Origin of the sequence: uncultured Paracoccus sp., assembly GCF_947496875.1 — a bacterium.
In the GTDB taxonomy this organism is placed as follows: Bacteria; Pseudomonadota; Alphaproteobacteria; order Rhodobacterales; family Rhodobacteraceae; genus Paracoccus.
Map to the genome: position 1 here is coordinate 35,656 of NZ_CANMEH010000009.1, position 24,734 is coordinate 60,389.

Annotated in this window: 21 protein-coding genes, 1 tRNA gene and 1 pseudogene; 3 read left to right on the top strand and 20 right to left on the bottom strand. The window is 66.7% G+C overall.

What is annotated here, in order from left to right; translation table 11 throughout:
* Window positions 1-22: 22 nt before the first annotated feature.
* The 4 genes from scpB to Q0938_RS12040 all read right to left on the bottom strand — a co-directional run bounded on the left by scpB (window position 23) and on the right by Q0938_RS12040 (window position 3,545).
* Window positions 23-697 carry an SMC-Scp complex subunit ScpB gene (scpB, locus tag Q0938_RS12025; protein WP_299362583.1) on the bottom strand — a complete coding sequence of 225 codons (675 nt, stop codon included), beginning with the start codon at window positions 695-697 and terminating at the stop codon, window positions 23-25.
* The gene (locus Q0938_RS12030; protein ID WP_299362586.1) at window positions 684-1,511 is read right to left on the bottom strand and encodes a ScpA family protein; all 828 of its coding nucleotides are present in this window, start codon (window positions 1,509-1,511) and stop codon (window positions 684-686) included. Before Q0938_RS12030 ends, scpB begins: the two co-directional genes overlap by 14 nt.
* A gap of 96 nt (window positions 1,512-1,607) precedes the next feature.
* Entirely contained in the window at window positions 1,608-2,228 is a 621-nt protein-coding gene (gene rpsD / locus Q0938_RS12035) for a 30S ribosomal protein S4 (RefSeq protein ID WP_299362588.1), read from the bottom strand.
* Window positions 2,229-2,390: 162 nt separating this feature from the next.
* Window positions 2,391-3,545 (bottom strand): multidrug effflux MFS transporter, encoded by a 1,155-nt coding sequence (locus tag Q0938_RS12040; RefSeq protein WP_299362844.1) that lies wholly within the window; start codon window positions 3,543-3,545, stop codon window positions 2,391-2,393.
* Window positions 3,546-3,830: 285 nt separating this feature from the next.
* Between Q0938_RS12040 and Q0938_RS12045 the strand changes: the two genes are divergently transcribed.
* Complete coding sequence (locus Q0938_RS12045) at window positions 3,831-4,274, top strand: DUF1489 domain-containing protein (protein ID WP_299362590.1); 444 nt, start codon at window positions 3,831-3,833, stop codon at window positions 4,272-4,274.
* A 79-nt stretch (window positions 4,275-4,353) separates the two neighbouring features.
* Here Q0938_RS12045 and Q0938_RS12050 read toward each other — a convergent pair.
* From Q0938_RS12050 to dctP, 14 genes and pseudogenes are all read right to left on the bottom strand, one after another.
* A tRNA-Gly gene (locus Q0938_RS12050) sits at window positions 4,354-4,427 on the bottom strand.
* Window positions 4,428-4,606: 179 nt separating this feature from the next.
* Complete coding sequence (locus tag Q0938_RS12055) at window positions 4,607-5,539, bottom strand: FAD:protein FMN transferase (RefSeq protein ID WP_299362593.1); 933 nt, start codon at window positions 5,537-5,539, stop codon at window positions 4,607-4,609.
* Between the two features lie 20 nt (window positions 5,540-5,559).
* Window positions 5,560-6,147: a nitrous oxide reductase accessory protein NosL gene (locus Q0938_RS12060; protein ID WP_299362846.1), complete on the bottom strand. Its 588-nt coding sequence runs from the start codon at window positions 6,145-6,147 to the stop codon at window positions 5,560-5,562.
* Entirely contained in the window at window positions 6,147-6,968 is an 822-nt protein-coding gene (locus Q0938_RS12065; RefSeq protein ID WP_299362595.1) for an ABC transporter permease subunit, read from the bottom strand. Before Q0938_RS12065 ends, Q0938_RS12060 begins: the two co-directional genes overlap by 1 nt.
* Window positions 6,965-7,855, bottom strand: coding sequence for an ABC transporter ATP-binding protein (locus Q0938_RS12070; protein WP_299362598.1), 891 nt, complete (start codon window positions 7,853-7,855; stop codon window positions 6,965-6,967). Before Q0938_RS12070 ends, Q0938_RS12065 begins: the two co-directional genes overlap by 4 nt.
* Window positions 7,827-9,161, bottom strand: a complete 1,335-nt coding sequence (locus tag Q0938_RS12075) for a nitrous oxide reductase family maturation protein NosD (RefSeq protein WP_299362600.1) — start codon at window positions 9,159-9,161, stop codon at window positions 7,827-7,829. The genes Q0938_RS12070 and Q0938_RS12075 overlap by 29 nt, the downstream gene beginning before the upstream one ends.
* Before the next feature lie 4 nt (window positions 9,162-9,165).
* Window positions 9,166-11,133 (bottom strand): TAT-dependent nitrous-oxide reductase, encoded by a 1,968-nt coding sequence (gene nosZ / locus Q0938_RS12080; protein ID WP_299362603.1) that lies wholly within the window; start codon window positions 11,131-11,133, stop codon window positions 9,166-9,168.
* Window positions 11,130-13,317: pseudogene (locus Q0938_RS12085) on the bottom strand (4Fe-4S binding protein). The gene nosZ and the pseudogene Q0938_RS12085 overlap by 4 nt, the downstream one beginning before the upstream one ends.
* Window positions 13,317-13,652 carry a hypothetical protein gene (locus Q0938_RS12090; protein WP_299362606.1) on the bottom strand — a complete coding sequence of 112 codons (336 nt, stop codon included), beginning with the start codon at window positions 13,650-13,652 and terminating at the stop codon, window positions 13,317-13,319. Before Q0938_RS12090 ends, Q0938_RS12085 begins: the two are co-directional and overlap by 1 nt.
* A gap of 128 nt (window positions 13,653-13,780) precedes the next feature.
* Entirely contained in the window at window positions 13,781-14,917 is a 1,137-nt protein-coding gene (locus Q0938_RS12095; RefSeq protein WP_299362609.1) for an acyl-CoA dehydrogenase family protein, read from the bottom strand.
* 17 nt (window positions 14,918-14,934) lie between these two features.
* Window positions 14,935-16,113, bottom strand: a complete 1,179-nt coding sequence (locus Q0938_RS12100; protein WP_299362612.1) for an acyl-CoA dehydrogenase family protein — start codon at window positions 16,111-16,113, stop codon at window positions 14,935-14,937.
* Between the two features lie 84 nt (window positions 16,114-16,197).
* Entirely contained in the window at window positions 16,198-17,511 is a 1,314-nt protein-coding gene (locus Q0938_RS12105) for a TRAP transporter large permease subunit (protein ID WP_299362614.1), read from the bottom strand.
* Window positions 17,508-18,080, bottom strand: coding sequence for a TRAP transporter small permease subunit (locus Q0938_RS12110; RefSeq protein WP_299362616.1), 573 nt, complete (start codon window positions 18,078-18,080; stop codon window positions 17,508-17,510). The genes Q0938_RS12105 and Q0938_RS12110 overlap by 4 nt, the downstream gene beginning before the upstream one ends.
* A gap of 76 nt (window positions 18,081-18,156) precedes the next feature.
* A complete protein-coding gene (gene dctP, locus Q0938_RS12115) occupies window positions 18,157-19,245 on the bottom strand; it encodes a TRAP transporter substrate-binding protein DctP (RefSeq protein WP_299362618.1) in 1,089 nt (362 codons plus the stop codon).
* Between the two features lie 240 nt (window positions 19,246-19,485).
* Between dctP and Q0938_RS12120 the strand changes: the two genes are divergently transcribed.
* Window positions 19,486-21,069: an AMP-binding protein gene (locus tag Q0938_RS12120; RefSeq protein ID WP_299362620.1), complete on the top strand. Its 1,584-nt coding sequence runs from the start codon at window positions 19,486-19,488 to the stop codon at window positions 21,067-21,069.
* A 27-nt stretch (window positions 21,070-21,096) separates the two neighbouring features.
* Here the strand turns inward: Q0938_RS12120 and Q0938_RS12125 are convergent, their stop codons facing one another.
* Window positions 21,097-21,861, bottom strand: coding sequence for an SDR family NAD(P)-dependent oxidoreductase (locus Q0938_RS12125; protein WP_299362622.1), 765 nt, complete (start codon window positions 21,859-21,861; stop codon window positions 21,097-21,099).
* Window positions 21,862-22,217: 356 nt separating this feature from the next.
* Here Q0938_RS12125 and Q0938_RS12130 point away from each other — a divergent pair, with 356 nt between their 5' ends.
* Window positions 22,218-23,783 carry an acetolactate synthase large subunit gene (locus Q0938_RS12130; RefSeq protein WP_299362625.1) on the top strand — a complete coding sequence of 522 codons (1,566 nt, stop codon included), beginning with the start codon at window positions 22,218-22,220 and terminating at the stop codon, window positions 23,781-23,783.
* 423 nt (window positions 23,784-24,206) lie between these two features.
* Here Q0938_RS12130 and Q0938_RS12135 read toward each other — a convergent pair whose 3' ends face one another.
* The gene (locus tag Q0938_RS12135; RefSeq protein ID WP_299362848.1) at window positions 24,207-24,728 is read right to left on the bottom strand and encodes a DsbE family thiol:disulfide interchange protein; all 522 of its coding nucleotides are present in this window, start codon (window positions 24,726-24,728) and stop codon (window positions 24,207-24,209) included.
* Between the last annotated feature and the right edge of the window lie 6 nt (window positions 24,729-24,734).

Below are 24,734 nucleotides of genomic sequence, written 5' to 3' on the forward strand. Positions count from 1 at the left end.
CCTAGTCGCGCCGGATCTGCCCTCACTCGTCCTCGAACAGGTCCTCGGCCGGGAGCGCGTCCCGTTCGTCCATATCAGCGTCGCCCGGCGCGGGCGCAAGGGGCAGCCCCGCACCTGATGGCTGCGCGTCCAGCAGTCCCGCCGCGCGCAATTCGGCAAGACCCGGCAGGTCGCGGGTGTGGTGCAGACCGAAGTGATCCAGAAACGCCTCGGTCACCACGAAGGTGACGGGTCGGCCCGGCGTCTGCCGACGCTTTCCGACCCGCACCCAGCCGATCTCGATCAGCAGATCCAGCGTGCCGCGGCTGACCGCGACGCCGCGGATCTCCTCGATCTCGGCCCGGGTCACCGGCTGGTGATAGGCGACGATCGCCAGCGTCTCGGTGGCGGCGCGCGAGAGCTTGCGCTGTTCGACCACGTGCTCGTGCAGCAGAAAGCCCAGATCGCCCGCGGTTCGGAACGCCCAGGCGTCGCCCACCCGTACCAGTTCGACCCCGCGGCCCGCATAGCGGCGCCGCAGTCCGGCCAGCGCCTCGGCCGGGTCGCTTCCGGCAGGCAGCCGCGCCGCCAGATCGGCCACCCGCATCGGGCCGGCAGACCCGAACAGCAGCGCCTCGACCATGCGTTCCTGCTGATCCAGCGCAGGCGGGCGCAGCGCCGAGACGCTATGGTCACCTTCATCATCAGGTTCGGGCATCAGGCCGTCCCCGGATCGAAATGGGCGCAAAGCAGTCATGCTGCCGGATCTGCGCCTGCCCCTGCTTGACCAGTTCCAGCGAAGCGGCAAAGGTCGCGGCCGTGGCGGATCGCCGTCGCTCCGCCGAGGTGCCCCAGCCATCCGGCAGGAACGCGGCCAGTTCCGTCCAGCCGCCCGCGAACCCGATCATTGCGCGCATCCGGTCCAGCGCCTGTTCCATCGTGTAGACGTCGCGCCGGTCGAAGGCATAGGGGCGGAACTCGTCGCGGGTCCGCAGCCGGGCATAGGCGCGCATCAGGTCGATCAGCCCCGTCTGCCATTCCACGTGCCGCACCCGTGTGGCGGCCTCGGGTGAGCCGCGCGCGAAGCGGTTCACGCCCAGCCGGTCGCGCGCCATCAGCTGCGCCGCCGCCCGGCGCATCGCCTGCAGCCGTTCCAGCTGAAACGCAAGATGCGCAGCCATGTCCTGGGCCGATGGTCCCTCGGTTTCGGGGTCCGGTGGCAACAGCAGCCGCGACTTGAGGAACGCGAGCCATGCCGCCATCACCAGATAGTCGGCCGCGAGTTCCATGCGCAGGTTGCGCGCCTCGTCGACGAAGGCCAGGTACTGTTCCGCCAGTGCCAGAACGCTGATCTGCATCAGGTCGACCTTCTGGGTCCGCGCCAGTGTCAGCAGCAGGTCCAGCGGCCCGTCATAGCCCGGCACGTCCACGATCAGCGCCACGCCCCCGGGGACCGCCTCGTCCGGCATGGCCCTAGGATCAGCTGCGGGCGGGGCGGTCGGAACCGCAGAGAGATGGGGGACACGCGTCATGGCCAGAGCGTCGGGGACACCTGCCCGCCTGTCAACGCCCGGCATGCAAAAGGGGCCGCCCCCACGGACGGCCCCCTTGATCGGACAGGCGGCAGATCAGTTCTGCGCGTAGTATTCGACGACCAGGTTCGGTTCCATCTGCACGGCATAGGGCACATCCCCCAGCGCCGGCGTGCGGACAAAGGTCGCGGTCATCTTGTTGTGGTCGGCCTCGATGTAATCGGGCACGTCACGCTCCGGCAGGCCCACTGCCTCCAGAACGATGGTCAGCTGCCGCGACTTGTCGCGAACCGAGATCACGTCGCCTTCCTTGACGCGGTAGGACGCGATGTTCACCCGCTGCCCGTTCACCTGCACATGGCCGTGATTCACGAACTGCCGTGCGGCAAAGATCGTCGGCACGAACTTGGCACGATAGACGACGGCGTCCAGACGACGCTCCAGCAGGCCGACCAGGTTCTCGCCGGTGTCGCCCTTGACGCGTTCGGCCTCGGCATAGATGCGGCGGAACTGCTTTTCGGTCAGGTCGCCGTAATACCCCTTCAGCTTCTGCTTGGCGCGCAGCTGGGTGCCGAAATCGGACAGCTTCTGCTTGCGGCGCTGGCCGTGCTGGCCGGGTCCGTATTCGCGGCGGTTGACCGGGGACTTGGCGCGGCCCCAGATGTTCTGGCCCATGCGGCGGTCCAGCTTGTACTTGGCAGCGGTGCGTTTGGTCATCGCTGATCTCCTTTCACGATGTCGAAAGGGCGTTGTCCTTTCCCCGGATCGATCCGACGCGGGGCGACAGGGTTCCCCTTGCGGGGTCCACCAACACCAATGGAAGCGGCGCTTATACCCCCGCGTCAGTCGGTGTCAACCGGACCCGCGCGGCCCGAAAGGTCACCGGCGCATCCGCCCCATGACCAGCCAGCCCAGCCCGGAACACACCAGCGTGGCAAGGGCCACGGGCACCGGACTGCCATCATAGGCCAGCCCGACCGGCGCCGCGATCAGGACCGCGCCGGTGGTCGACAGCGCCGACACCACGGATGCCGTCATTCCGGCCATGTGCCCCATGCGCTGCATCGCCATGGCGTTCAGGTTGCCGAAGGTGAGGCCCGCCATCGTGAAGACGCCAACCGTCCACATGAAGAAGACGGCGAACCGCAGGGTCAGCGGCCAGCCGTCGTCGATGGTCATCAGCACCAGGAACAGCGCCGACGAGGCGACCTGAAGCGCGTAGGCCGTGCGGGCGATGCGATACATGCCGACCCGCATGACCAGCCGCGCGTTGATGATCGTCCCGGTCGACGACAGCAGCGCCACGGCCGCGAACCACAGGGGAAAGCCCGCGCCCCTGTCGAACGTCTCGGCGAACAGCTGCTGCGACGACGCGAGCAACGCGAACATCTGGCCGAACCCCAGCGCGATGGTGATCGTGCACAGCACCACCTCGCGATTGGACAGCACCTCGCGCACCCCGGCCCACAGGCGTCCCGGGTTCAACGGCCGCCGGCGGGACGGGGGCAGCGTCTCGGGCTGGCGCAAGCCGAACCAGACCAGCGCGATCAGGGCAAAGCCGATGAAGGCGCCGAAGATTCCCCGCCAGCCGCCCAGCCAGATGAATCCCTGCCCCAGCGACGGGGCCAGCGCCGGGACCAGCATGAACACCATCATCACGAAGCTGGTGATCCGCGCCATCTCGCGGCCCTCGTACTGGTCGCGGATCAGCGCCATGCTGGCGATGCGCGGCCCGGCGGCGCCCAGCCCCTGCACGAAACGTGCGATCAGCAGAGCGTCCAGCGTGCCGGCGAACAGCGCCGCCACCGCGGCCAGCAGATAGATGCCGAACCCCGCCGCAATCGTCCATTTCCGTCCGATCGCGTCGGACAGCGGTCCCGCAAACAGCGTGCCGACCCCCATTCCCGCGACAAAGCTGATCAGGATCAGCTGTGCCCGGTTTACATCCTGCGGGACCAGCTCTGCCGCGATCTGGGGCAGAGCCGGCAGCATCGCATCGATCGAAAACGCCACCGTTGCGGTCAGGAACGCCATCAGCGCCACGAACTCGGGCAGCGGAAGCGCGCCCCGCGAGGGTGCAGTCGTCACCGAGCGCCCCGACCCGGGTCCGGCGCCCTGCGGGTCGGCCGGGGCCGCCCCGGCTGCGGGCAGCGGCACCGTCGTGTCGCGCATCTGCGTCGTCCGGCGCTGGTCTTCCATGGCTTGCATCCTCTGGGTCAGCCTCGTGCCGTATGCCCGTCGCCCCCGCGCCGCAAGTCCCGCGCCTGGCAGACACCCACCGTCGGTTGACCGCGCGGACACTTGGCCTATATCCGCGACATGCCTGACAACGCGCCCGCCTCCGCACCCATGCTGCACCTGATGAAGCTGTGCGTCGGCGCCGCCAGCCCCGAGGTCCTGGAGCGCTGGCAGCGCGAGCGGTTCGGGGCCGACCCGGCGCAGCACGTCACCCGCATGTGGCCCAAGCGCGAGTCAGAGCTTCTGGCCGGCGGATCGATCTACTGGGTGTTCAAGGGCACGATGCTGGCCCGGCAGCGGCTGCTGGGGCTCGAGGAGCGGATCGGTCCGGACGGGATCCGTCGATGCGCCCTGATCCTTGATCCCGAGGTAATCCGGGTGGCCGCGCTGCCCCGCCGCGCATTCCAAGGCTGGCGCTACCTGGATCCCGGCGATGCACCCCGCGACGTTCCGCGGGGACGCGAGGCCGAGCCCGCCCTGCCCCCGGCCCTGGCGCGTGAGCTGGCCGAGATGGGACTGCGCTGACACACGGCCTGCCTGCCGCGAGCGCCGTTCAGCCATCGACGTGATGAGTGTCGGTCCAGCGCGATCGATGAGGCGGAAGTGGAGCGGGTAGCGGGAATCGAACCCGCGCGTTCAGCTTGGGAAGCTGACAGGCTACCATTACATCATACCCGCGCGCCGGACTGACTACCGGCGAACCGGATCGGGTGCAAGGATGTTCAGGCGCCGGGATCGGTCAGCGGAACCTGAACCATGGCACGAGGCAGAGATCGAACCGGCTGACATCGCGGAGAGCCTAGCCGGCGAAAGATCGGACGTATCCATTCAAGGATGTTCTGCCGCGTGGTGCCGCGTCATGCGCCGACCAGTGCCTCGATCCGGGCCCCGGCAAATGCGGCCGCAGCGCGCTCGATCGATTGGCGGTCCGGCAGCACGCACCCGGCCGTGGACAGCGCGTCGGCGACCGCCGCACGGGGCGCCGAGACCGTAACCTGCCGCCAGGGCGAGATCGCCGGCCGCCCGCTGCGCGGATCGATGATGTGCCCGACCTTACCCGTCTGGTCAAAGCTCGTGCCCAGCGGCGCGGAGGTGGCAAGCGCACGGTTTCTCAGCCCCAGTCGATCACCCGTTGGCAGTTCCACCGACCAGTCCCCGTCCGGCGCCCCCCCGAGGGCGCGGGTTTCACCGGTATCGATCAGCACGTCCCTCAGGCCCCGCGATTGCAGCAGCGCGACGACGCTGTCCGCGACATAGCCCTGGGCGATGCCGTTCAGGGTCAGCGCCATGCCCGGACGCAGCGTGATGTCGCTGCCTCGCACAGCCACCCGGTCCCACCCGACGCGCGTCAGGGAGGTGGCAATCTCCTCCTCTGATGGGACCCTGCCGGCGCTGAACCGCGCGGCATACAGCGCCCAGATCGGCTGGATGGTCGGGTCGAAACGGCCATCGGTCGCATCATGCGTCAGCCCGACAAGGGAAAGGCAGTCCAGAAGCTCGGGCGGCGCGGCGGTCAACGACCCGGTCCGGTTCAGGCGCGACAGGGCGGAGTCGGCGCGGTAAAGGCTGAAGATATCCTCCAGCCGGTCGATCTCCCGCGCCGCGGCCGCACAAAGGGCCGGCGCATCGGGGTGGTCCAGCGCTATTGTCGCTGCCGCGCCCATCGCTACGCCGCGCCAGACATGTACTGCTCCCGCGGCATCCCGAGCTCTGCCCAGTCCCGGCAGCATGGCACCGACGGTCGCCCCGGCGCTGATCGCCAGGAAACGGCGGCGTGTGGTTGTGCTCATGGTCTTGTGCACGGCATTCATCATGGCTTCGCTCCGGTGGTCTCGCCCAGCGCCCTGAGCCGCGCGGCGTAGTCATCCTGGTGATCCGCAGGTGCAGCGTCCTGGCTCGTGTCGGACACGGCGGCCAGCACCTCAGCGTCCGAGATCTCGGCCAGGGTGACGACCGTGCCGCCGTTCTGACCTGCAAACGCCTCGGCCTTGCCGTGATCGGAAAACGGCACCAGTTCCGGGGCGCCCATTCCGCCGACGCGGCGCGAGCCGGTTACGTAGACGGCGTCCTCGGCCCTGATCCAGTTGGTCGTGCCCGGCTCGGCCCGACTGACCCCGTCGGCCCCCATGTCGTTGACATAGATGCCGAGGATCTCGTGGCTTTGTTCGGGCATGCGCTGGTAGGCGACGGCGTCGCGCACCTGGCTGAAGAACAGCGGTGCAAGCACATCCTGCAGATGCACCTGCGCCTTGGGGCCGTCATGTTCCATCAGGTTCATCTGACAGAAATGGCCCACCGACGCCTCGGTCAGTGGCATGGGATCGGGCAGCAGGGTGGGCTCGGGCTTGCAGCCCGGCAGGCCCGAGAGTGCCAGGCACAGGACGGTCACACGAGGCATCATGGCGTCACCCTGCGAAAAGCAATTATCGCCAGTCCCAACGCCACGGCCGGCCAGATCAGCAGGGAACCGAGCGCGTAGACGGGCGGAATGGTGGACGCGGCCCCGGCCAGCCCCGCCGCGGCAGCCGTCGCTTCGGAGGCGGCCAGGTTGAACAGCCGGAACGCATCGGCCGGGTTCCCGATCAGCGCCGGAGCCAGAACGCGAGACGTCAGCCCTCCGCCCTCGTCCGCCACCACCATCGCCAGCAAGCCCAGGTCGTACAGGACGATCAGCACCAGCCATACCCCGATTGCAAGCCCGGCAGCCCCGGATGGCCGGCGGGATAGCGACGATACCAGGTAGCCGATCCCGATGAACGTCGCACCCAGCGCCAGCGACGTCCAGAACAGGCGGACCAGGGCCGGCAGACCTGACAGCGCCGCGCCATCGAGCCCGATGGTGACCGCGGCCGCCAGCCCATATCCGATCCCGACCGCCAGTTCCAGGATGCCCAGATGGGCGAGGAACTTGCCCAGCACGATCTCGGCGCGGCTCGCCGGATAGGTCAGCAGCAACGGCAGGGTACCGCGTTCGACCTCGCCCGCGATGGCATCGAACGACATGAGCAGCGCGACCAGCGGCACCAGATAGACCGCCAGCGACGTCAGCGAGGCCACGGTCACGGACAGCCGGTCCGTTCCCAGCGCGCCCGTCGGCGCCGACCCCGCTGCCGCGAGCACCAGCGAGAACACCGCCATCATGAGAATCGCGATGGCGACCCAACGGTTGCGCAGTGCGATCCGGAATTCGGATTGGCTCACGGCAAGCACACGGTTCATGCCGCAACCTCCTGCGCCGAGTGATGCGCATAGATGTCTTCGAGAGACGGCGGCAGCACATCCAGATCGGCGAGCTGCGGCAACGCGGTGATCCGCGCCAGGGTCGCCAGCTTGTCGCCCTGCGGCACGGTGAGGATCAGGAACCTGCCGTCCGGCCGCGCATCGGGCAGCGCCGTCGCAAGGGCACTGATGGCCCCGTTCCGCGGGGTCAGGACCAGAGTCACCGGCAGATTGGCCCCGGCGCGCAGATCGGCCAGCGTTCCGTGCGCGACCGGATTGCCCCGCGACAGGATCAGGATCCGGTCGGTCCGCGCCTCGACCTCGGTCAGCGCGTGGGACGACAGCAGGATCGCCGCACCTTCAGCGGCTAGATTGTCCAGGATCGAATAGAACTCGCGGCGCGACACCGGGTCCAGCCCGGATGTCGGTTCGTCCAGCACCAGCAACTGCGGCTGGCCGATCAGTGCCTGGGCCAGCCCGACACGCTGCCGCATGCCCTTGGAATAGGTGCCGATGCGGCGGTCGGCGGCGTCGGACAGCCCCACTCGGCCAAGCAGCCCCGCCGCTTCGGCGACGGGTCGTCCGCGCAGGCGCAGATAGTGGGTGATCATCTCGTGGCCGGTGAGCGCCGGGTGGAACGCCACGTTCTCGGGCAGATAGGCGGTGACCCGGCGGGCCGACGGACTGCCCGGCACCGCGCCGGCGACTCGGATCTCGCCGCTCGTGGGCGGAATCAGCCCCAGCACGATCTTCATCAGCGTGGACTTGCCCGCGCCATTGTGCCCCAGCAACGCCACGCGCTCGCCCGGCTCGACCCGCAGGCTTACGCCATTCAGCGCAACCACGCCGTCGAAGCGCTTAGTGAGCTGCGAGAGGGTCAAAGTCATCAATCTGCTCGTTCTGCCAGGCGGGTGTCGTGGTGGCGGCGATCTCGGCGATCTCGGCAGGAACCGCGATCTCTACCGGGCGGGTCTGCGGATGGCTGTCCACAACGCCGCCCGGCAGCACCGCGGGAAAGGACGCCTGCGCCCAGCGGATCAGTTGCACGGCGGGCGACCCGGTCAGCAGCCCGGCGGCCGGCTGTGACCACAGGATGTGGTCCATCAGGTCGTTGGGGCGATAGCGGGCATCGGCGATGCCGTCGGTGTTCAGATCGTAGGCAGGGTGGTCGGACCAGTAGTTGCCCTGCTCCTCCACGCTCCATTCCACATCGCGCGTCCCGACATACTTGACCTGCTCACGATTGCCGAGGAAGGCATTGCCGCTCAATCCGTTGCGCTCGGAACCTGCGGTGAAATGGATGCCGATGCCGCAGCCCTCGAAGCGGTTGCCGGCCAGCAGGTTCTTGTGGGCGTTGTAGATGAAGACGCATTTTGCGGCGCCACGCACCAGATTCCCGGTGACGTCCGAACTGTTGGCATAGTTCAGCATCAGCCCATGGTCGCGGTCGGCCAGGCTGATGTTGCCCCGCACCATCAGCCGGTCGGAATACATCAGCGCAAATCCAAGGTGATTGCCGACCGAGATGTTGTCCGACACCTCGCTGTCATGGGTGTTCATGTAATGGACGGCAAAGCGCAGGCGGGTGAACCGGTTTTCGATGAAGCGGGCATCGCGTGATAGCACCACGTAAATGCCGTCCCGGCCCATGCGGATGTCGTTGCCCTGAACGACCAGGCCGCGGGTGTTCCAGGAATAGACGCCATTGCCGCGGTCGTTCATCCGGCGGTCCTGCCGACCCTCGATCAGGTTGCTCCGGATCACCGTGTCGCGGCTGCCATGCGCATCGACGCCGTGCAGGTTGCCGAGAATCCGGTTGCCCTCGATCACCGCGCCGCTTGACGTCTTCGTCAACTGCACGCCCGAATCGATCGTCTCGTGCTCGGATCCCGAGCCGGTGATGACGAGGCCGCGGACAACCGCGCCCTCGCCGGTGATGGTGATCACGCTGCCGTGCCCGCCGCCGTCGATCCGCGCCTCGCCCCGCCCGTCGAGCGTCAGGGGCTTGTCGATGACGACGGGCCCCTGGTGCTGCCCGGGGGCCAGGATCAGTACGTCGCCGGGCGCCGCCGCAGCAACTGCTGCGGCCAGCTCCCCGGCCCCTGGCCGCACCAGCCGCTCGGCCGCCGTTGCGCCTGATGCGGGCAGCATCAGAGCGACAAGCAGCAGCAGAAAGGCAGCAGTGCGATGCATCGACTCAGACGCTCTTCGGCTCGACGAACATGCGGCCGCGCATCTCCATGTGCAGCGCATGGCAGAACCATTGGCAGTAATACCAGTAGACCCCCGGCTGCGCCGCCGTGAACGTCGCCGAGGCGGTGGCCTGCGGCGAGATCTCGAACGCGACCCCATGGTTGCCCATCGTGAACCCGTGCGTGAGGTCGTCGAGATCGTCGAGGTTGGTTACGATCACCGTGACCTCGTCGCCTTCCTTCACGGTGAAGCTTTCCAGACTGAAGTTCGGGGCCTGGCTGGACATGTAGACCCGCACCTTGTTGCCGTCGCGGATCACCGTGTCGGCCCAGTCGTCGATGTCGACCCCGTCAGCCTCGGCCTGCTTGCGGGTGTCGGCCCAGAACGGGTCGTTGCGCTCCCAGACCGACTTGATGACGTTGCTCATCTTGTCGGCCGTTACTGCGATCGCATCATGCGGCTCGGCGAAGTTCGGGCCATCATGGACCAGAACCATGCGATCGCCGGAGATGTCGATCAGCTGATCGTTTTCGGGCTTCAGCGGGCCGACATTGAGGAACCGGTCCTTCGAGAACTTCGAGAGACAGACAAGCCAGCGGCCATCCGCCTCCAGCGTTTCGCCCATCGACGATTTCAGGTGGCCGGGCTGATAGTGGACATCGATCTTTTCGCGGATCGGGTCCACGCTGTCGCCGTTATGGGCGCGAACCGCGTCCTCGATGTTCCACTTCACCACCTGGCTGTCCAGGAACAGCGTGGTGAACGCGTTGCCCTTGCCGTCGAACGCGCTGTGAAGTGGCCCGAGACCCAGTTCAGGCTGGGCCACGATGACGGACGCGGGTTCGGCCTGGTCGTTGAACACCCCCTCAAGCCGGGTCACATCGATCACCGACACGGTCGGCGACAGCTTGCCGGCCACGCACAGGTGCTTCTTGTCGGGCGCCATGTTGCATCCGTGCGGGTTGTTGGCGATCGGGACATAGCGGGTGTATTTCTTGGCCGCGTTTTCCTTGCGCCCGTCCAGAACCTTGACGCCGTTCAGCTCCTGAAAGTCGCCGGCGGCGATGCCTGCCTCGATGTTGGCGATGTTGAAGACCACGACATGGTCGAGTTCGGCCTCCATCATCTCGGCCGAGGTCACCCCCATCTCGGAGTTGTAGGAGGTCGAGAAGGCATACTTGCCCTCGTAGTCGGCCTCGCAGTTGTCGAGATTGCCGCTGACGATCACCTGCCATGCGACGGTCATCTCGTCGGCATTCACCGCGGTGAAGAAGTTCACGTATTGCGACTTGTCGTCCAGCACCGTGCCGTCATTGACGACCGGCGTCTCGTCCTCGCCATTCGCGAAGATGTAGTTGGTGCGCGGCACCTTCTGCAGGCGCAGGCCGTGGATGGCCTTGGCATTCGGGATCTCGACGATCTTGTCGCACTTCATCACGTCGCAGCGCACGCGGGCGACGCGGGTGTTGGCCTTGTCGTTCATGAACAGGAAGCGGCCGTCATAGGTGCCGTCCGTATAGCTCATGTGCAGGTGGTGCAGGTCGCCGTTGTCGTGGATCTTCTTGCCCTGGGCTGCGAGGTAGTTGCGCGTCTTCTCGGTCATGTTCTCGGTCAGGACCTTGAGGGACTCGTTGGTCTGGCCCCAGCCGGTGGCCGAGCAGCGGTTGAAGACCGGGATCCGCATCAGTTCGCGCATCGAGGGAATGCCCAGGATCCGCACCTCGCCGGTCTGCCCCGAGGACCAGAATCCGTAGTAGCTGTCGAGTTCGCCGGGCTTGAGATGCCACGAATTCCCCTCGTCCGCCTGCGCCGCGGCGGGTCCGGTCGAGGTCGCCAGCGCGGCGACGCCGGCACCGCCCATCAGGCCCATGCGCGCCATGCCGGCGCCGCCGAGCGCGGCGACGCCGCCCACGGTCGCCGTCGCACCCAGAAGGCCACGCCGGCTGATGCCGTGATTGATCTTGTCACTCATATCGCTGTCTCCCTGCGATTTGGATGGTTGGCGAGGTTCCGGTCCAGTATCGGCGCCGCGCCGACCGAGGCACGCCGTTTCAGCTGCTTGATGACCACCGGACACTTCGTTGTGGAATGGTAGAGAACCTGGCAATGCATGCAGTTCAGGCACTCGTTCGGGTTGATCTCACCCGTCGGGTGGATCGCCTGCACCATGCATTCGTTGCCGCAAGTCTGGCACGGGTTGCCGCATTCCCGATAGCGCTCGAGCCAGTCGAACATGCGGATCCGGGCGGGGATCGCCAGCGCAGCGCCCAGCGGACACAGATAGCGGCAATAGAACCGCTCGACGAACAGGCCGATGACCAGCAATCCGATCGCGAAGGTCACGAACGGCCAGGCGCGATCGAACTTCAGAATGATCGCCGTCTTGAACGGCTCGACCTCGGCGAGCTTTTCGGCCAGCTCCATCGACGCCATCGAGGTGCCGAACAACACCAGGAAGATGATGTACTTGATCGGCCACAGCCGTTCATGCACCAGTCACGGCACCTGGACCTGCGGAACACGCAGTTTGCGAGCGACGCGGTTGGTCAGCTCCTGCAGTGCGCCGAACGGGCACAACCAGCCGCAGAACGCCCCGCGTCCCCAGAAGATCAACGCGGCAGCGACCGAGAACCACAAGATGAAGGTCAGCGGATCCAGCAGGAACGCCTGCCACGTGAACCCGTCGACCAGCGAATGGGCCAGCGCCATCAGGTTGACGACCGACAGTTGCGCGTTGGCGTACCAGCCCAGATAGACCAGCGTCAGCAGCAGAAAGCCGGTGCGGAACCAGCTGACCGCACGTTCCGAGCGCGACAGCCACTCCTGCCCAAAAAAGGCGATGGTCAGCGCAAACAGCATGGTCAGAAGGGCGGCGATCTCGATCCGTTTCCCCTCCCAGATGCGCTTCCACAGGGCGGCCTGTGCCTCGGATTCGGTGCGGTTCAGGTCGTCAACCGCGGCCGTGGCCACATCGGGCGCCGGCTCGACTGCAGGCGGCGGGGCGACGATGGTCAGGTATTGCTCGGGCAGTTCGTAGGCCAGGTCATAGGTCAGGAACGCCTTCTCGATCGCCGCGACCTCGCGCTGCACCAGAAGTTGCAGCCGGAACGGCTTGGCCGGATCGAACCCTGAATCGGCGGGAATGCGGAACAGGTCCATCTCGGTCAGCGGCGGGGCATCCGCCGCTGCGACCGTGGCGCGGCGGTGGTCGCGATCATGGAACCGGATCGAGACGTCGTCCTGGATCAGCACGACCCGGTCGAAGATTCCGCCGCGGACATAGCCGGACCCCTTGAAGCTGTAGAGCCCGCTGGCGGCGAGCAGGATCGCGTGATCGCCCTCGCCCAGCCACTCCTGCAGATTGGTTGCCTGGTTCTCGCCCAGCAGGCTGCGGGCGATGTTCGGCTGGCTGACCAGCGCCATGTAGAGATCGATGAACCGGGTCTCCGGCGCATCAGGCAGCGGCCGGCTGGCTGCCCGGGTGTCGGCATGCGCTGCGAAGTCGGCGTTCACATCGGCCACGTCCAGCGACAGCCGGCGCAGCGTGCCGTCGCCTTCCAGGGTCGGCCAGTCCCCGGCTGCGGGGGCATCGGGATCCATCGTGGCGACCGGGCCGGTCGGCGCCGCCTCGATCGCCAGCCCGCCCAGCCCCAGCGACCGGGCGACCTTCAATCCAACGGACGATGGAATCGTCGATCACCATCACCGTTACGGTCGCGCCGGAAATGATGTTCAGATCGTGCGTCGTCCCGCCCGAAGCGGCCTCGGCCGCCAGATCCATGCCGGCATAATCGGCGGCCAGCTGCTTCATCTTTGCGTCGGGGATGCCGATCAGCACGATCGGCTCCGAATGCTTCACCAGCTGCACGGCCAACACCTTGGCCTCGGGGCTGACCGCGACGATGGTGTGGATGGGCTTGCCCGAATAGCCGGTGGTGCCCACGAAATCGGAGGTGATGAAGGCGTACCCGAGCGTCTCGTCGCCGTTCAGGACGGGGACGACGGGAACGTCGGACCGGATCGGGCCATAGCTGTCCGCGCCCTCAATCAGGTCGGATGCAGCAATGTCGGGCAGGAATTGTTCGAGTACCGAGGCCGCGGCGGCAGGCAGGGGCAGCAGGGCAAGCAGAACGCACAGGAGTCGAAGAAATCGCATCAGATGATCCCGGATGGGGGGCCGCGGGCGAGGCGGTTCGGCTGGATGACGGTGCGGACCCGCCAGTTCCGCTGCGGCGCGCGCAGCCGCAGCTCCACCTGCGCGGGCCGCTCCAGGCGGAAGCCGGCGGGCAGCGCCGCCAGCGGCGTGATGACGCAGTCCGGACAGTGGGTGCCCGCCTGGCTCTCCGCCGGTCTGCCAGCGTCGTCGACGGCGACGACGACCTCGATTCCGTCCGCGCAGAGGATGACCACACCCGACGCACCGGCGCGCACTGGCAGCAGCGGCGCGGTGGCGATCAGGATCGACAGAAAGAGGGCGAGCAGCCGGGTCATGGCGCGTGTATGTCGCCGAACCACCTCGCCTGCTTTGACGCTAATCAAGACCGGTCGGACCCGTGCTGCTTTCGGCGAGCGAAGCCACCAACCCGTGGCTGGCGAAGCACGGCACCCCGGCCCGACGCCTAGTACCCGTTCAGCTGTGCCAGTCGGTCTGCGAGCCGGTTCGTGTCGCCGAACAGTTCCTCGAGCACCCGGCCGCGCTTCATGTAAAGGCCGATGTCATAGTCATCAGTCATGCCGACGCCGCCGTGCATCTGCACGCCCTCCCGGGCCGCAAGTGACGCAGCCAGACCGGCCATGGCCTTGGCCACCAGCACATCGCGTCCGGCCCCCGGCGCCTTGGCATCCAGTCGCTGCTGGGCCTTGAGGACCGCCGCCCGCGCAACCTCGATCTCGCTGTAGAGATGCGCAGCGCGATGCTGCAGGGCCTGGAAGCTGCCGACCGGAACGCCGAACTGCCTGCGCTCGCGGATATAGGCCAGCGTGATCGCCATGGCGGCATCGGCGACACCGACCAGCTCGGCCGCGGCCGCCGCCCGGCATGCATCGAGAATGCCGGACAGCGTGTCCCAGCCACCATCCACCTCGCCGATCACCGCATCGGCTTCGACCTCGACCCCTTCCAGCGTCAGCCGACTGGCCAGGCTCGCATCCAGCAGCCGCTGCGGCGTTGCGGTCAAGCCTGCCGCATTGCCGTCGACAGCGAACAGCGTGACGCCGGATCTTTCGTCCACGTCGCCCCCCGTGCGGGCCGAAACGATGACCACGTCGGCGACATGCCCGTGCTGTACGAAGCGCTTTTCACCGCTGAGCCGGAAGCCCTTGCCGGATCGCTCGGCCTTCAGCGCAATCCGCTCCGGATGGTGTTTTGTACCCTCGTCGATTGCGAGCGTGCCGATCGCCCGCCCGGTCAGGATGGCCGGATACCACCGTTCCCGCAGCATCGGCGTTGCGGATCCCAGCGCCGTCACGACGCCTACCCCGGTCGACAGGAACGGCGATGGAGTCAGGTTTCGGCCGATTTCCTCCAGCACGATCCCCGCCTCTACATGGCCAAGCCCCATGCCACCGTCCGCTTCGGGAATGAGGATGCCGCTGAACCCCATCTCGACGAAACGTTTCCACAGATCAGTGGAAAATCCGGTCGGATCGGCGGCATCGCGCAGCGACCGCAGATGCGCGACCGACGCCTGGTCGGCCATGAAGCTTCGCGCGCTGTCCCGCATAATGATCTGGTCGTCGTCAAGGTAGAGCGGCATGGTTCTGGTCTTTCCCGTCAGGCCGTCGGCAGGCCGAGGATGTGCTTGGCGATGATGTTCAGCTGGATTTCGCTGGTGCCACCCTCAATGGAGTTGGCCTTGCTCCGCAGCCAGGCTCGTGCGGCGGCCCCGCCGCCGGATCGTGTGCTGTCCCACTCCAGCGCATCCGACCCGCCCGCCGACATCAGCAGCGTGTGGCGGATCTTGTTCAGTTCGGTCCCGTAGTATTTCATCATCGACGGCTGGGCCGGATGCGCCCTCCCCGCCTTCAACTCGTCGATGAACCGTTCGGTCATCGCCCGGAATGCGGCGGCGCGCACGTCGAACACGGCCATCTGTGCCCGCAGAAGCGGATCGTCCAGCCGCTCGTCGGGCGCGGTCTCCGCCGCCTGGCGCGCCGCCTTGCCGATCGAGCTCTGGCCGTCGCCCAGGCCAAACCCGCTGATCATCTCGCGTTCGTGGCCCAGCAGGTATTTGGCGACTTCCCAGCCGCGGTTCAGTTCCCCGACGAGGTTTTCCTTCGGTACCTTCACATCGTCGAAGAAGGTTTCGCAGAACGGCGACTGGCCCGAGATCAGCTGGATGGGACGCGTCGAAATGCCATTAGACTCCATGTCGAAAAGCAGAAAGCTGATGCCCTTGTGCTTTTCCTTCGGGTCGGTGCGCACAAGGCAGAAGATCCAGTCCGCCTTGTCCGCATAGCTCGTCCAGACCTTCTGGCCGTTCACCAGGAAATGGTCGCCCCGGTCTTCGGCGCGGGTGGAAAGGGCCGCCAGATCGGACCCGGCCCCGGGCTCGGAGTAACCTTGGCACCAGCGGATCTCGCCGCGCGCGATCCTGGGCAGATGCTCGCGCTTCTGCGCCTCGGTCCCGTATTTCAGGAGCGCCGGGCCCAGCATCGATATGCCGAAGGACTTCAGCGGCTGGCGCGCCCCCAGCGCCGCTATCTCCTCGCGCAGCACCTTGGTCTCGGCCGCAGACAGGCCGCCGCCGCCATAGGCGGTGGGCCAGTCTGGCACGGTCCAGCCACGTTCGGCCATCCGCTGCAGCCACTGCTGCTGTGCCGGGGATGAAAAGACGGCGCGGCGTCCGCCCCAGCAGTAATCGGCATCCGATCGCACCGGCTCGCGCATTTCGGCCGGGCAGTTCGCCTGCAGCCATGCGCGAGTCTCGGTTCGAAACTTCTCCAGGTCCATGTTCGACCTCCTTGTCGCGGCGACCGCGCTTGGCCCGCAGGAATGGGTCAGGTGCGGCCAAGACGGGGGGCGTTGCGCGCCGGGTTACATCAGCCGGGATGGCAGCCAGGTGGCGATCGCCGGAAAGGCCATGACGATCGCCAGCGCCAGCAGGCAGACCGCCGTGTAGGGCACCACCGACTTGTAGATGTCGCCCATCGTGATCTCGGGCGGCGTGATGCCCTTGAGGTAGAACAGGTTGAAGCCGAACGGCGGCGTCATGTAGCCGATTTCCATGTTGATGATGAACAGGATGCCGAACCAGACCGGATCGAAGCCGAGGCTGACCACCACAGGGGCCGCCACCGGCAGGACGATCAGCATGATCCCCAGCGGGTCGAGCACCATGGCCATCAGGAACACGATCAGCTGGATCACGATCACGACCGCCCAAGGCCCGCCGGGTATGGCCATGATCGAGTCGCGGATCAGGTCCTGTGCGCCCATCCCCTGATAGGCCGAGCTGAAGGCGTGGGCCGCGAACAGGATCCACATGATCATGCCCGTCAGCCGGAAGGTGCGGATCGAGGCGTCCTTCAGAAGGCTCCAGGTGAACTGACGATAGACCACCGCGGAAATCAGCGATCCCGCGACGCCCATGGCGGCGGCCTCGGTCGGGGTCGCGATACCCGCGATGATCGAGCCGAGCACCATGACGACGATCAGCATCGGCAGCAGCACCGCGCGCAGCGCCGCGAATTTCGGGCCCCAACCGACGTCGCGTTCCTCGCGCGGCAGGGCGGGACCCATCTGCGGCTGGAAATAGCACCGAATCGCAATGTAGACACAGATCAGCGCCGTGAGCAGAAGGCCCGGCAGGATCCCCGCCACGAAAAGCTTTCCGACAGACACGCCGGTGATCAGCGAGTACAGGATCATCAGGACACTGGGGGGGATCAGGACGCCAAGCCCGCCGCCCGCGTTGATGCAGCCCAGCGCCATCCTGCGATCATAGCCGCGCTCCAGCATGTTCGGCAGGGCGATGGTTCCCATCGCCACCACAGCCGCGCCGCTGATGCCGCACATGGCAGCAAAGACCGCGCAGATCAGCACCGTGCCGATCGCCAGGCCGCCGCGTACGCCGCCCCACCACAGATGCATGGCGTTGTACAGCGCCCGGGCCACGCCGGTTCGTTCCAGCACCATCGCCATGAACACGAAGAGGGGGATCGCCACCAGCGTGAAGCTGTTCATCGATCCCCAGATCTGTGACGGCAGCAGGTAGAAGGCAATCGGCCCCCAGGTGAAGTACAGGAAGATCACCGATACGCCGCCAAGGACGAAGACCAGCGGCAGCCCCAGCAGCAGGAACAGCAGAAGCGATCCGAAGAACAGGACGGTGAGGAGTTCGATGCTCAAATCTCTCTCTCCTCGATGCGGGTGACCGGACGATCCTCGAGCGCCGTGGCGTTGTGCGGCAGGGTCGGCGGGCGGCCCATGACGATCCGAATGTCGTCGATCAGCTTGGCAATTGCTTGCAGCAGCAGCAGCAGGGCGCTGATGGGGATCAGCAGCTTGACCGGCCAGATCGGCGGATTCCACGCCGACATGGACGTTTCCATACGGCTCAGCGATTCCCACCCCATCGACACGCCGAAATAGAGGAACGCGAGCAGAAAGATGAAGGTCAGGACCGAGGTGGCGATGTCGACCGCGGCCCGCACCCGCGGCGACAGCGCCGAGTGAAGGATGTCCACGTTGGCGTGGCCGGAATGAAGGATAAGGTATCCGCCGGCCAGCAGCGCGTAGGACCCGAACAGCAACTGTGACAGTTCGTTCGTCCAGACGGTGGGGGAGCCCGCGACATAGCGCAGTCCCACCTCCAGCAGCAGTAGCGCGAAGATCGGCAGGATCAGCAGCGCTGCGATCCGCCCCACGCGCTCATTCACATAGGACACGCCCCTGATGAACCAGTCCGCTGGTCGCATGGGTGATCCTTTCGCCTGCAGGAACCGGAACAGGGTGAAAAAAGGCTCCGGACAGCGAGTCCGGAGCCTTTTTGCCTTATTGTGTGGCGGGCTCCGCGCCAGCGCCGCCGTCCGCTGCTGCTGCGGCCTCGGGCTGCAGATGACCAAGATCGGTCAGAAAGCTCTTGAGACTGCTCAGAGCCTCGGCCGCCTTCTCGCTCTTTTCGCCTTCCTTGTCCCAGGTGCTCAGCGCCACCTCGACAAGGTGCGTCCGCACCTCCTCGGGCAGTTCGATGACGGTGACGCCCTGCTCCTTCACGGCGTTCGCGAGCGCGATCCGTTCCTGATACTGGTATTCGTTCGTCCGGAACCAGAATTGTTCTTCCAGCGTGCTCATGAGGGTCTGGCGCACATCCTCGGGCAGTGCGTCGATCGCGGCCTGGTTGATCACGAACGCGTCGGTCCCCGCGATGTTGAGCGGCGGGAGGATGTGGTACTTCGCGACCTCGTACAGGCCCATGCTGGACGCGCCCTGTGACGCCCCCCAGTGGGCTCCATCGACCACGCCGGTGGACAGGGCGGTGTAAAGCTCGGGTCCCGGCAGATACGTGCCCGCGGCGCCGGCCGCGGTCAGGAATTCCGACAGCGCACCCGATGACCGGATCTTCAGCCCCTGGAAGTCGCTCAGCTTCTCGATCGGCTTGGTCACCACCATTTCGGTCGGATAGACCTTGTCGGTCGAGTAATACACGCCGTGTTCAGCCGCTTCTTCGCGCAGCATGTCCTCGAGGCCAAGGCTCTTGTGGAAATAGGCCGCTTCCCAGACGTTCTGGAATGCGAAGGCCAAACCCGAGGCGATCCCGGCGGTGGACACCTGATCGCGGATATAGGCAGGTGAGATCGTGCCCATCTGGACCACACCCCGGCTTACCGCCGGAAAGATCTCCTCGGCGGGGATCAGCGCACCGGCCTCGAAAAGCTCCAGAACCAGCCGGCCATCGGTCCGTTCCTCCAGTGTCTGTTTCAGATGCTCGAGGCTGTCGGAATAGGATGAGCTGGAGCTCGGCCAGTGGCTCTGCACGCGCCAGCGGGTCACGTCCTGCGCACTGGCGGCGACGGCGGTCAGGACCGCGGCAGCGGCCACCAGCCCCGCGGATGCGCGGCCTGCCCATTTCAGAAGCTTCATGGTTCTCCTCCCAAAGACATGAGTGCTGCGATACGGGGCGGACAAATCCGCCCGCCGATCTGGTCAGTTCCGCCCCAGCAGCTCGCGGCGGATCGGGCGGGGAGCGCACCGGAATTGTCGACCGGGCCCCGTCACGTTAGAAAAATCGTAGGTAAGGGATCTGGGCCTGTCAACCGGACGAAGCCAGCGCAAGGATCGCTGTCGGTGGGCCGTATTGCGACCGTGGAAGGGTAGAACGCTGTGACCGAAACTGAACCGCTCATCCCCCGCTTGCAGCCCGCCGACTATCCGGATCACACCCCGGTAGCATTCACCGAACAACTCCGCCGTGCAGCCGGGGCGCGGCCCGAGCACGTGGCCCTGATCGACGGCGATCAGGCAACCACGTGGGCGGAACTGTTCGCGCGCGTAGATCGGCTTCGCATCAAGCTTGCAGCCGCCGGGATCGGGCGTGGCAGCATGGTGGCGAGCCTTGCCGAGAATTCGGCGGCCCACGTGGTCGTCTATCTCGCCGTGGTGGGGATCGGCGCCTGCATGGTGCCGCTGCCGGGCGGGGCCCATCCGGACACATTGGGAACCATGCTGCGCGACAGTGGGGCGGCGCTGCTGTTCCATTCACCCGCGCTGGCGGCGGCCGCACAGGCCACGGCCACGCAGACGGGCGAAGTCGAACTCGTCGAAATGGACAGGCTGGACGGCTGGCGGAACGAGCGCCTACCCGCGCCCGCCGATCGCTCGACCGCAAATCTCGATGACCCGTTCGACATGATCTACAGTTCCGGCACGACCGGCGATCCGAAGGGCATCCTGCACGACCACCGCTTCCGGCTGCGCCAGATCCTGAGGATGAGCAGCTATGGCCTCGACCAGGACGCGATCCTGACCATGTCGACGCCGTTTTATTCCAACACTACGCTGGTTGCCGTGCTGCCGGTGCTGCTGAACGGCGGCACCGTCGTGGTGATGAGGAAGTTCGACGCAAGCGGCTTTCTGGCGCTGTGCGCGCGGCACCGTGTCAGCCATGCGATGCTTGTTCCGGTGCAGTACGACCGGATTCTCGACGCGGCCGATTTCGATCGCTTCGACCTGTCTGCCTTCCGGGTCAAGCTTTCGACCAGCGCCCCGTTTCCCGCCCGACTCAAGCGCGAGGTCCTGCGGCGCTGGCCGGGCAAGCTGTTCGAAATCTACGGAATGACCGAGGGGGGCGTTTCGACGGTGCTGGATTGTGGGCGCTTTCCGGACAAGCTGGACAGCGTCGGCCGACCGGTCGAAGGCGCCGAGGTCCGCATCCTCGATGACCAGGGTCACGAACTGCCCCGCGGCGAGATCGGCGAGGTGGTTGGCCGGTCCCCGACGATGATGCCCGGCTATCACAATGCGCCGGCCAAGACGTCGGAAATTCTTTGGAAAAGTCCGCAGGGCGAGGACTTCATCCGCACCGGCGACATGGGCCGCCTGGATGCGGATGGCTTTCTGTACCTGCTGGATCGGCGCAAGGACATGATCCTGTCCGGCGGTTTCAACATCTATGCGGCGGATCTGGAGCAGGTGCTGACGCGCCACGATGCGGTGGCAGAGGCGGCGGTGATCGCCATTCCCAGCGACGCCTGGGGTGAAACGCCGCTCGGGTTGGTGGTCTTGAAGCCGGACGCCCAGGTCGAGGCCGAGGCGCTGCGGGATTTCGCCAACCGGCAACTGGGCAAGACACAGCGCCTGTCCGCTGTCGAGATTCGTACCGCCCTGCCCCGCAGCGACATCGGCAAGATCCTGAAACGCGAATTGCGCGCGCCCTACTGGGAACATGCGGACAGGACGGCCGAATGACGCGATCCACGCGCTCCGCCTTTTTGATCAGGCGATCGTCACGCCCCCATCGGCCACGATCGTCTGACCGGTGATGAAGCTCGCGGCATCCGAGGCAAGAAACGCCGCGATGGGCGCGATCTCCTCCGGCCGTCCGATGCGGCGCAGCGGCGTGGTGCGGTTGCGATGCGCCAGCGCCTCCTCGTCCTCCCACAGCGCCCGTGCGAAGTCGGTCTTGATCAGTCCCGGCGCCACGCAGTTGACGCGGACGTTTCGCGGCCCCCACTCGACGGCGAGGTTGCGGGCCAGGGCGAAGTCGGCCGATTTCGATATTCCATAGGCGCCGATCCGGTCGGTGCCCCGGATCCCCGCGATCGACGAGATGATGACGACGGCGCCGCCGCCCCGTTCCGCCATCGACGGGATCGTCAGGTTGGACAGCCACAGATTGCTCTTCACGTTCGCGCCCATGATCTTGTCGAAGGCCTCGTCGGTCAGCTGCGACAGTGGGCCATAGACCGGGTTCACAGCCGCATTGCAGACCAGGACATCCGCGGGGCCAAGCTGCCGCTCGGTCTCGCTTACCAGCGCCTCCACCTCGTCCTTGCGGGTGATGTTGCAGGGAATCGTGATCGCCTCGCCGCCGCTTTCCCGAATCCCGGCTGCGACCGGCTCACATGCCTCGGGCTTGCGGCTGGACACCACGACGCGAGCGCCAAGCTGGGCGAACAATTCGGCAATGGCGCGCCCGATGCCGCGGCTCGATCCCGTTATGATCGCGACCTTGTCGGTCAGGTCCAGTGGGTTGACCATGCGGGATTCCCTCTCGTTGAGACCGGAGACAGGCCGCGCGCTGCGCCGCCGCCCCAATCGCTGCTGCCGTCCGCGCCCCAAGGCAGGCCACGGGCGAGGATTTGTCAACCGCCGGCACGTTGACGTCCGCGCGCGGCGCTGACACCCTGCGAGCGGCTTGCCCCATGCTGGCGGGCGCACCGGGTGCGTGAGCCGGCTACTGCTAGACCTTTCCCGGGGTCGCGCGCCGGCCACATGGCAGATCAAATCGCGGGGCCCTCAGACTGCGATTGCTGCGCGAGGCACCCGGATCGAACAGCAAGATCGCATCAGCGGGCGCCATCCCGATGGTGCCGACCAGAACGGAAGGGATGGCGATGAGCAATCCGAACGGCGCCGAACGGCTGTGCGACACGCTGCTGGCCAACGATATCGATGTCTGCTTTGCCAATCCGGGCACCTCGGAAATGCACTTCGTCGCGGCTCTCGACCGACGGCCGCAGATGCGCTGTGTGCTGGGCCTGTTCGAAGGCGTGGTGACCGGCGCGGCCGACGGTTATGGCCGGATGACCGACAGGCCGGCAGCGACGCTGCTGCACCTGGGGCCGGGACTCGCGAACGGTCTGGCCAATCTGCACAACGCGCGGCGCGCCCGGACCCCGATCGTCAATGTCGTCGGAGATCACGCGACCTATCATCTGCCCTACGACGCGCCGCTGACCAGCGACGTCGAAAGCCTCGCCCGGCCGATGTCGGACTGGGTCGGACGCGCGGACAAACCCGACACGGTTGTCGATGTCGCATCGGAGGCCTGTCGTGCGGCGCTGGAGCGATCCGGCATCTCGACGCTGATCCTGGCCGCCGACGCGGCATGGGGGGCGGCACCGGACGGCCCCATCCACAGGGTCCAGCCGGCGCCCCGGCCAAGTGTCGAGCAGCACGACGTCGACGAGGCGGCCGAGGCCATCCGCAGCGGCAACCGGGTCGTCCTTCTGCTGGGCGGCAGGGCCTTGCGCGCCGAGCCGCTGGAGGTCGCCGGACGCATCGCGGCGGTGACCGACGCCGAGATGATGGCCGAGAACTTCAATCAGCGGATCGAGCGTGGCGCGGGACGCACGCCCATCCGGAAGCTGGCCTATCCGATCGACGCGACGATCGCGGCGCTGGCCGATGTCGACACGCTGATCCTAATCGGTGCGCAGCGTCCCGTGGGGTTCTTCGCCTATCCCGGCAAGCCGAGCGACCTTGTTCCCAAGCAATGTCGTGTGGTGGAACTCGCCCGCCCGCTGGACGATCTCAAGGGCGCGCTTGACCTTCTGGCGGATGCGGTCGACGCTTCCGCCAGGCCGCCGACTCATCAAAGCATCCAGGAAACTTCTCCTCAAGCGATCGCACTCAGCGGAGTTCTCACGGCGGACACGGCGTGCCGCATCGTCGCAGCCATGGTCCCCGAGCACGCGATCATCTGTGATGAATCGGTGACCTCCGGGCGCTCCTTCTACGCCCATTCCGAGGCGGCGCCGCCACACGACTATCTGCAGCTGACCGGGGGCTCGATCGGGATCGGGATGCCGCTGGGCGCTGGCGCAGCGATCGCGTGCCCTGACCGGCGGGTCATCTGTCTGCAGGCCGACGGCAGCGGCATGTATACGGTTCAGGCGCTGTGGACCCACGCGCGTGAGGGGCTGAACGTGACCACGGTGATCTTTTCCAACCGGGCCTATGCCATCCTGCAGGCCGAGATGAAGAATGTCGGGGTGGGCCAGCACGGCCGCAATGCCGATCGGATGCTGCAGATCGATGATCCAGCGCTCGACTGGGTCAGCATCGCCCGCGGCATGGGTGTCGAGGCGATCCGGGCCGAGACGGCCGAAGACCTGACCTCTGCTCTGTCGGCGTCATTCGGTCAGTCAGGCCCGTTCCTGATCGAGGTCGTGCTCTAGTCCCGTCGTGCGTGCGTCGTCATTCGGGCAGCGCGAGGGGTTCGGAGTGTGGATCGTCAGATCGCAAACCGGCAATCCGCCGACATTGCATGTGAAGGCGAGCCCTGGCACGCGTATTCTGGGCAAAAGCCGGTCACGGTGTTGCCGTTGGCTCGCATCCGCAGATCGGGGGCGCGCAGTCGCGGCCCGGCACCGAGCTGCATAGCGAGGCCGCCGATCAGGCGGAAGCTTGTTGGGGAGGTAACGTGCCGGCCGGATTGCCAGCATGGGCCGGTCGATATGCCGCAGACACAATTTTTTCGCGGTCGCAGATACCCCCGGAAAGCTCGCATCTGCCCGAGGCCGGATGTGGCCCCTGTCCCCGCGCTGCATTGTCGCGAGGCGGCGTTTCGTTTCGGCGTGACCCGTCCGCTCGGGCCGCGGTCAGTTCCCCTGCAGGGCCTTGTCCAGTTCCGGGCGGAACCGGTGCAGGTAATCGGCGTCCACCAGCGGGCCCGCATGGCGGTAGAGGATGGTCCCGTCCGCGTCGAGGATGAAGGTTTCCGGCGGTGCCGTCACACCCCAGTCGATTGCCGTCCTGCCCTGCGGATCGGTCGCCAGCTTGGCGAAGGGATCGCCGTAGTCGGACAGGAAGCGCTGCGCGGCCGGTTCGGGATCCTTCAGGTCGACGCCGAACACCGGGATGCCTTCCGCGGCCAGCGCCGTCAGGGTCGGATGCTCGGCGCGGCAGGGCGGGCACCAGCTGGCCCAGAAATTCACCAGCTTCACGCCCGGCTGGCGCAGATCGGCATCGGTCAGCTGATCCTTGCCGGGAAGTGTCGTCTGCGGCACGACCGGCGCGGCCTGCCCGACCAGCGCCGACGGAATCTCGTTCGGGTTGTCGCGCCCCATGCCCCACAGGAACACCCCCGCGATGCCGGCAAACATCAGCGGCGGCAGCAGCATCAACGG

Bases quoted from the DNA above. Each gene is read 5' to 3' on its own strand.
- Q0938_RS12065 (WP_299362595.1), bottom strand. From the start codon at position 6,968: ATGAACCGTGTGCTTGCCGTGAGCCAATCCGAATTCCGGATCGCACTG.
- Q0938_RS12070 (WP_299362598.1), bottom strand. From the start codon at position 7,855: ATGACTTTGACCCTCTCGCAGCTCACTAAGCGCTTCGACGGCGTGGTT.
- Q0938_RS12030 (WP_299362586.1), bottom strand. From the start codon at position 1,511: ATGACGCGTGTCCCCCATCTCTCTGCGGTTCCGACCGCCCCGCCCGCA.
- Q0938_RS12075 (WP_299362600.1), bottom strand. From the start codon at position 9,161: ATGCATCGCACTGCTGCCTTTCTGCTGCTGCTTGTCGCTCTGATGCTG.
- scpB (WP_299362583.1), bottom strand. From the start codon at position 697: ATGCCCGAACCTGATGATGAAGGTGACCATAGCGTCTCGGCGCTGCGC.
- Q0938_RS12100 (WP_299362612.1), bottom strand. From the start codon at position 16,113: ATGGACCTGGAGAAGTTTCGAACCGAGACTCGCGCATGGCTGCAGGCG.
- Q0938_RS12060 (WP_299362846.1), bottom strand. From the start codon at position 6,147: ATGCCTCGTGTGACCGTCCTGTGCCTGGCACTCTCGGGCCTGCCGGGC.
- rpsD (WP_299362588.1), bottom strand. From the start codon at position 2,228: ATGACCAAACGCACCGCTGCCAAGTACAAGCTGGACCGCCGCATGGGC.
- Q0938_RS12110 (WP_299362616.1), bottom strand. From the start codon at position 18,080: ATGCGACCAGCGGACTGGTTCATCAGGGGCGTGTCCTATGTGAATGAG.
- Q0938_RS12095 (WP_299362609.1), bottom strand. From the start codon at position 14,917: ATGCCGCTCTACCTTGACGACGACCAGATCATTATGCGGGACAGCGCG.
- Q0938_RS12055 (WP_299362593.1), bottom strand. From the start codon at position 5,539: ATGAGCACAACCACACGCCGCCGTTTCCTGGCGATCAGCGCCGGGGCG.
- dctP (WP_299362618.1), bottom strand. From the start codon at position 19,245: ATGAAGCTTCTGAAATGGGCAGGCCGCGCATCCGCGGGGCTGGTGGCC.
- Q0938_RS12040 (WP_299362844.1), bottom strand. From the start codon at position 3,545: ATGGCGTTCCTGACCGCAACGGTGGCGTTTTCGATCGATGCGATGCTG.
- Q0938_RS12045 (WP_299362590.1), top strand. From the start codon at position 3,831: ATGCCTGACAACGCGCCCGCCTCCGCACCCATGCTGCACCTGATGAAG.
- Q0938_RS12130 (WP_299362625.1), top strand. From the start codon at position 22,218: ATGAGCAATCCGAACGGCGCCGAACGGCTGTGCGACACGCTGCTGGCC.
- Q0938_RS12135 (WP_299362848.1), bottom strand. From the start codon at position 24,728: ATGCTGCTGCCGCCGCTGATGTTTGCCGGCATCGCGGGGGTGTTCCTG.
- Q0938_RS12090 (WP_299362606.1), bottom strand. From the start codon at position 13,652: ATGACCCGGCTGCTCGCCCTCTTTCTGTCGATCCTGATCGCCACCGCG.
- nosZ (WP_299362603.1), bottom strand. From the start codon at position 11,133: ATGAGTGACAAGATCAATCACGGCATCAGCCGGCGTGGCCTTCTGGGT.
- Q0938_RS12125 (WP_299362622.1), bottom strand. From the start codon at position 21,861: ATGGTCAACCCACTGGACCTGACCGACAAGGTCGCGATCATAACGGGA.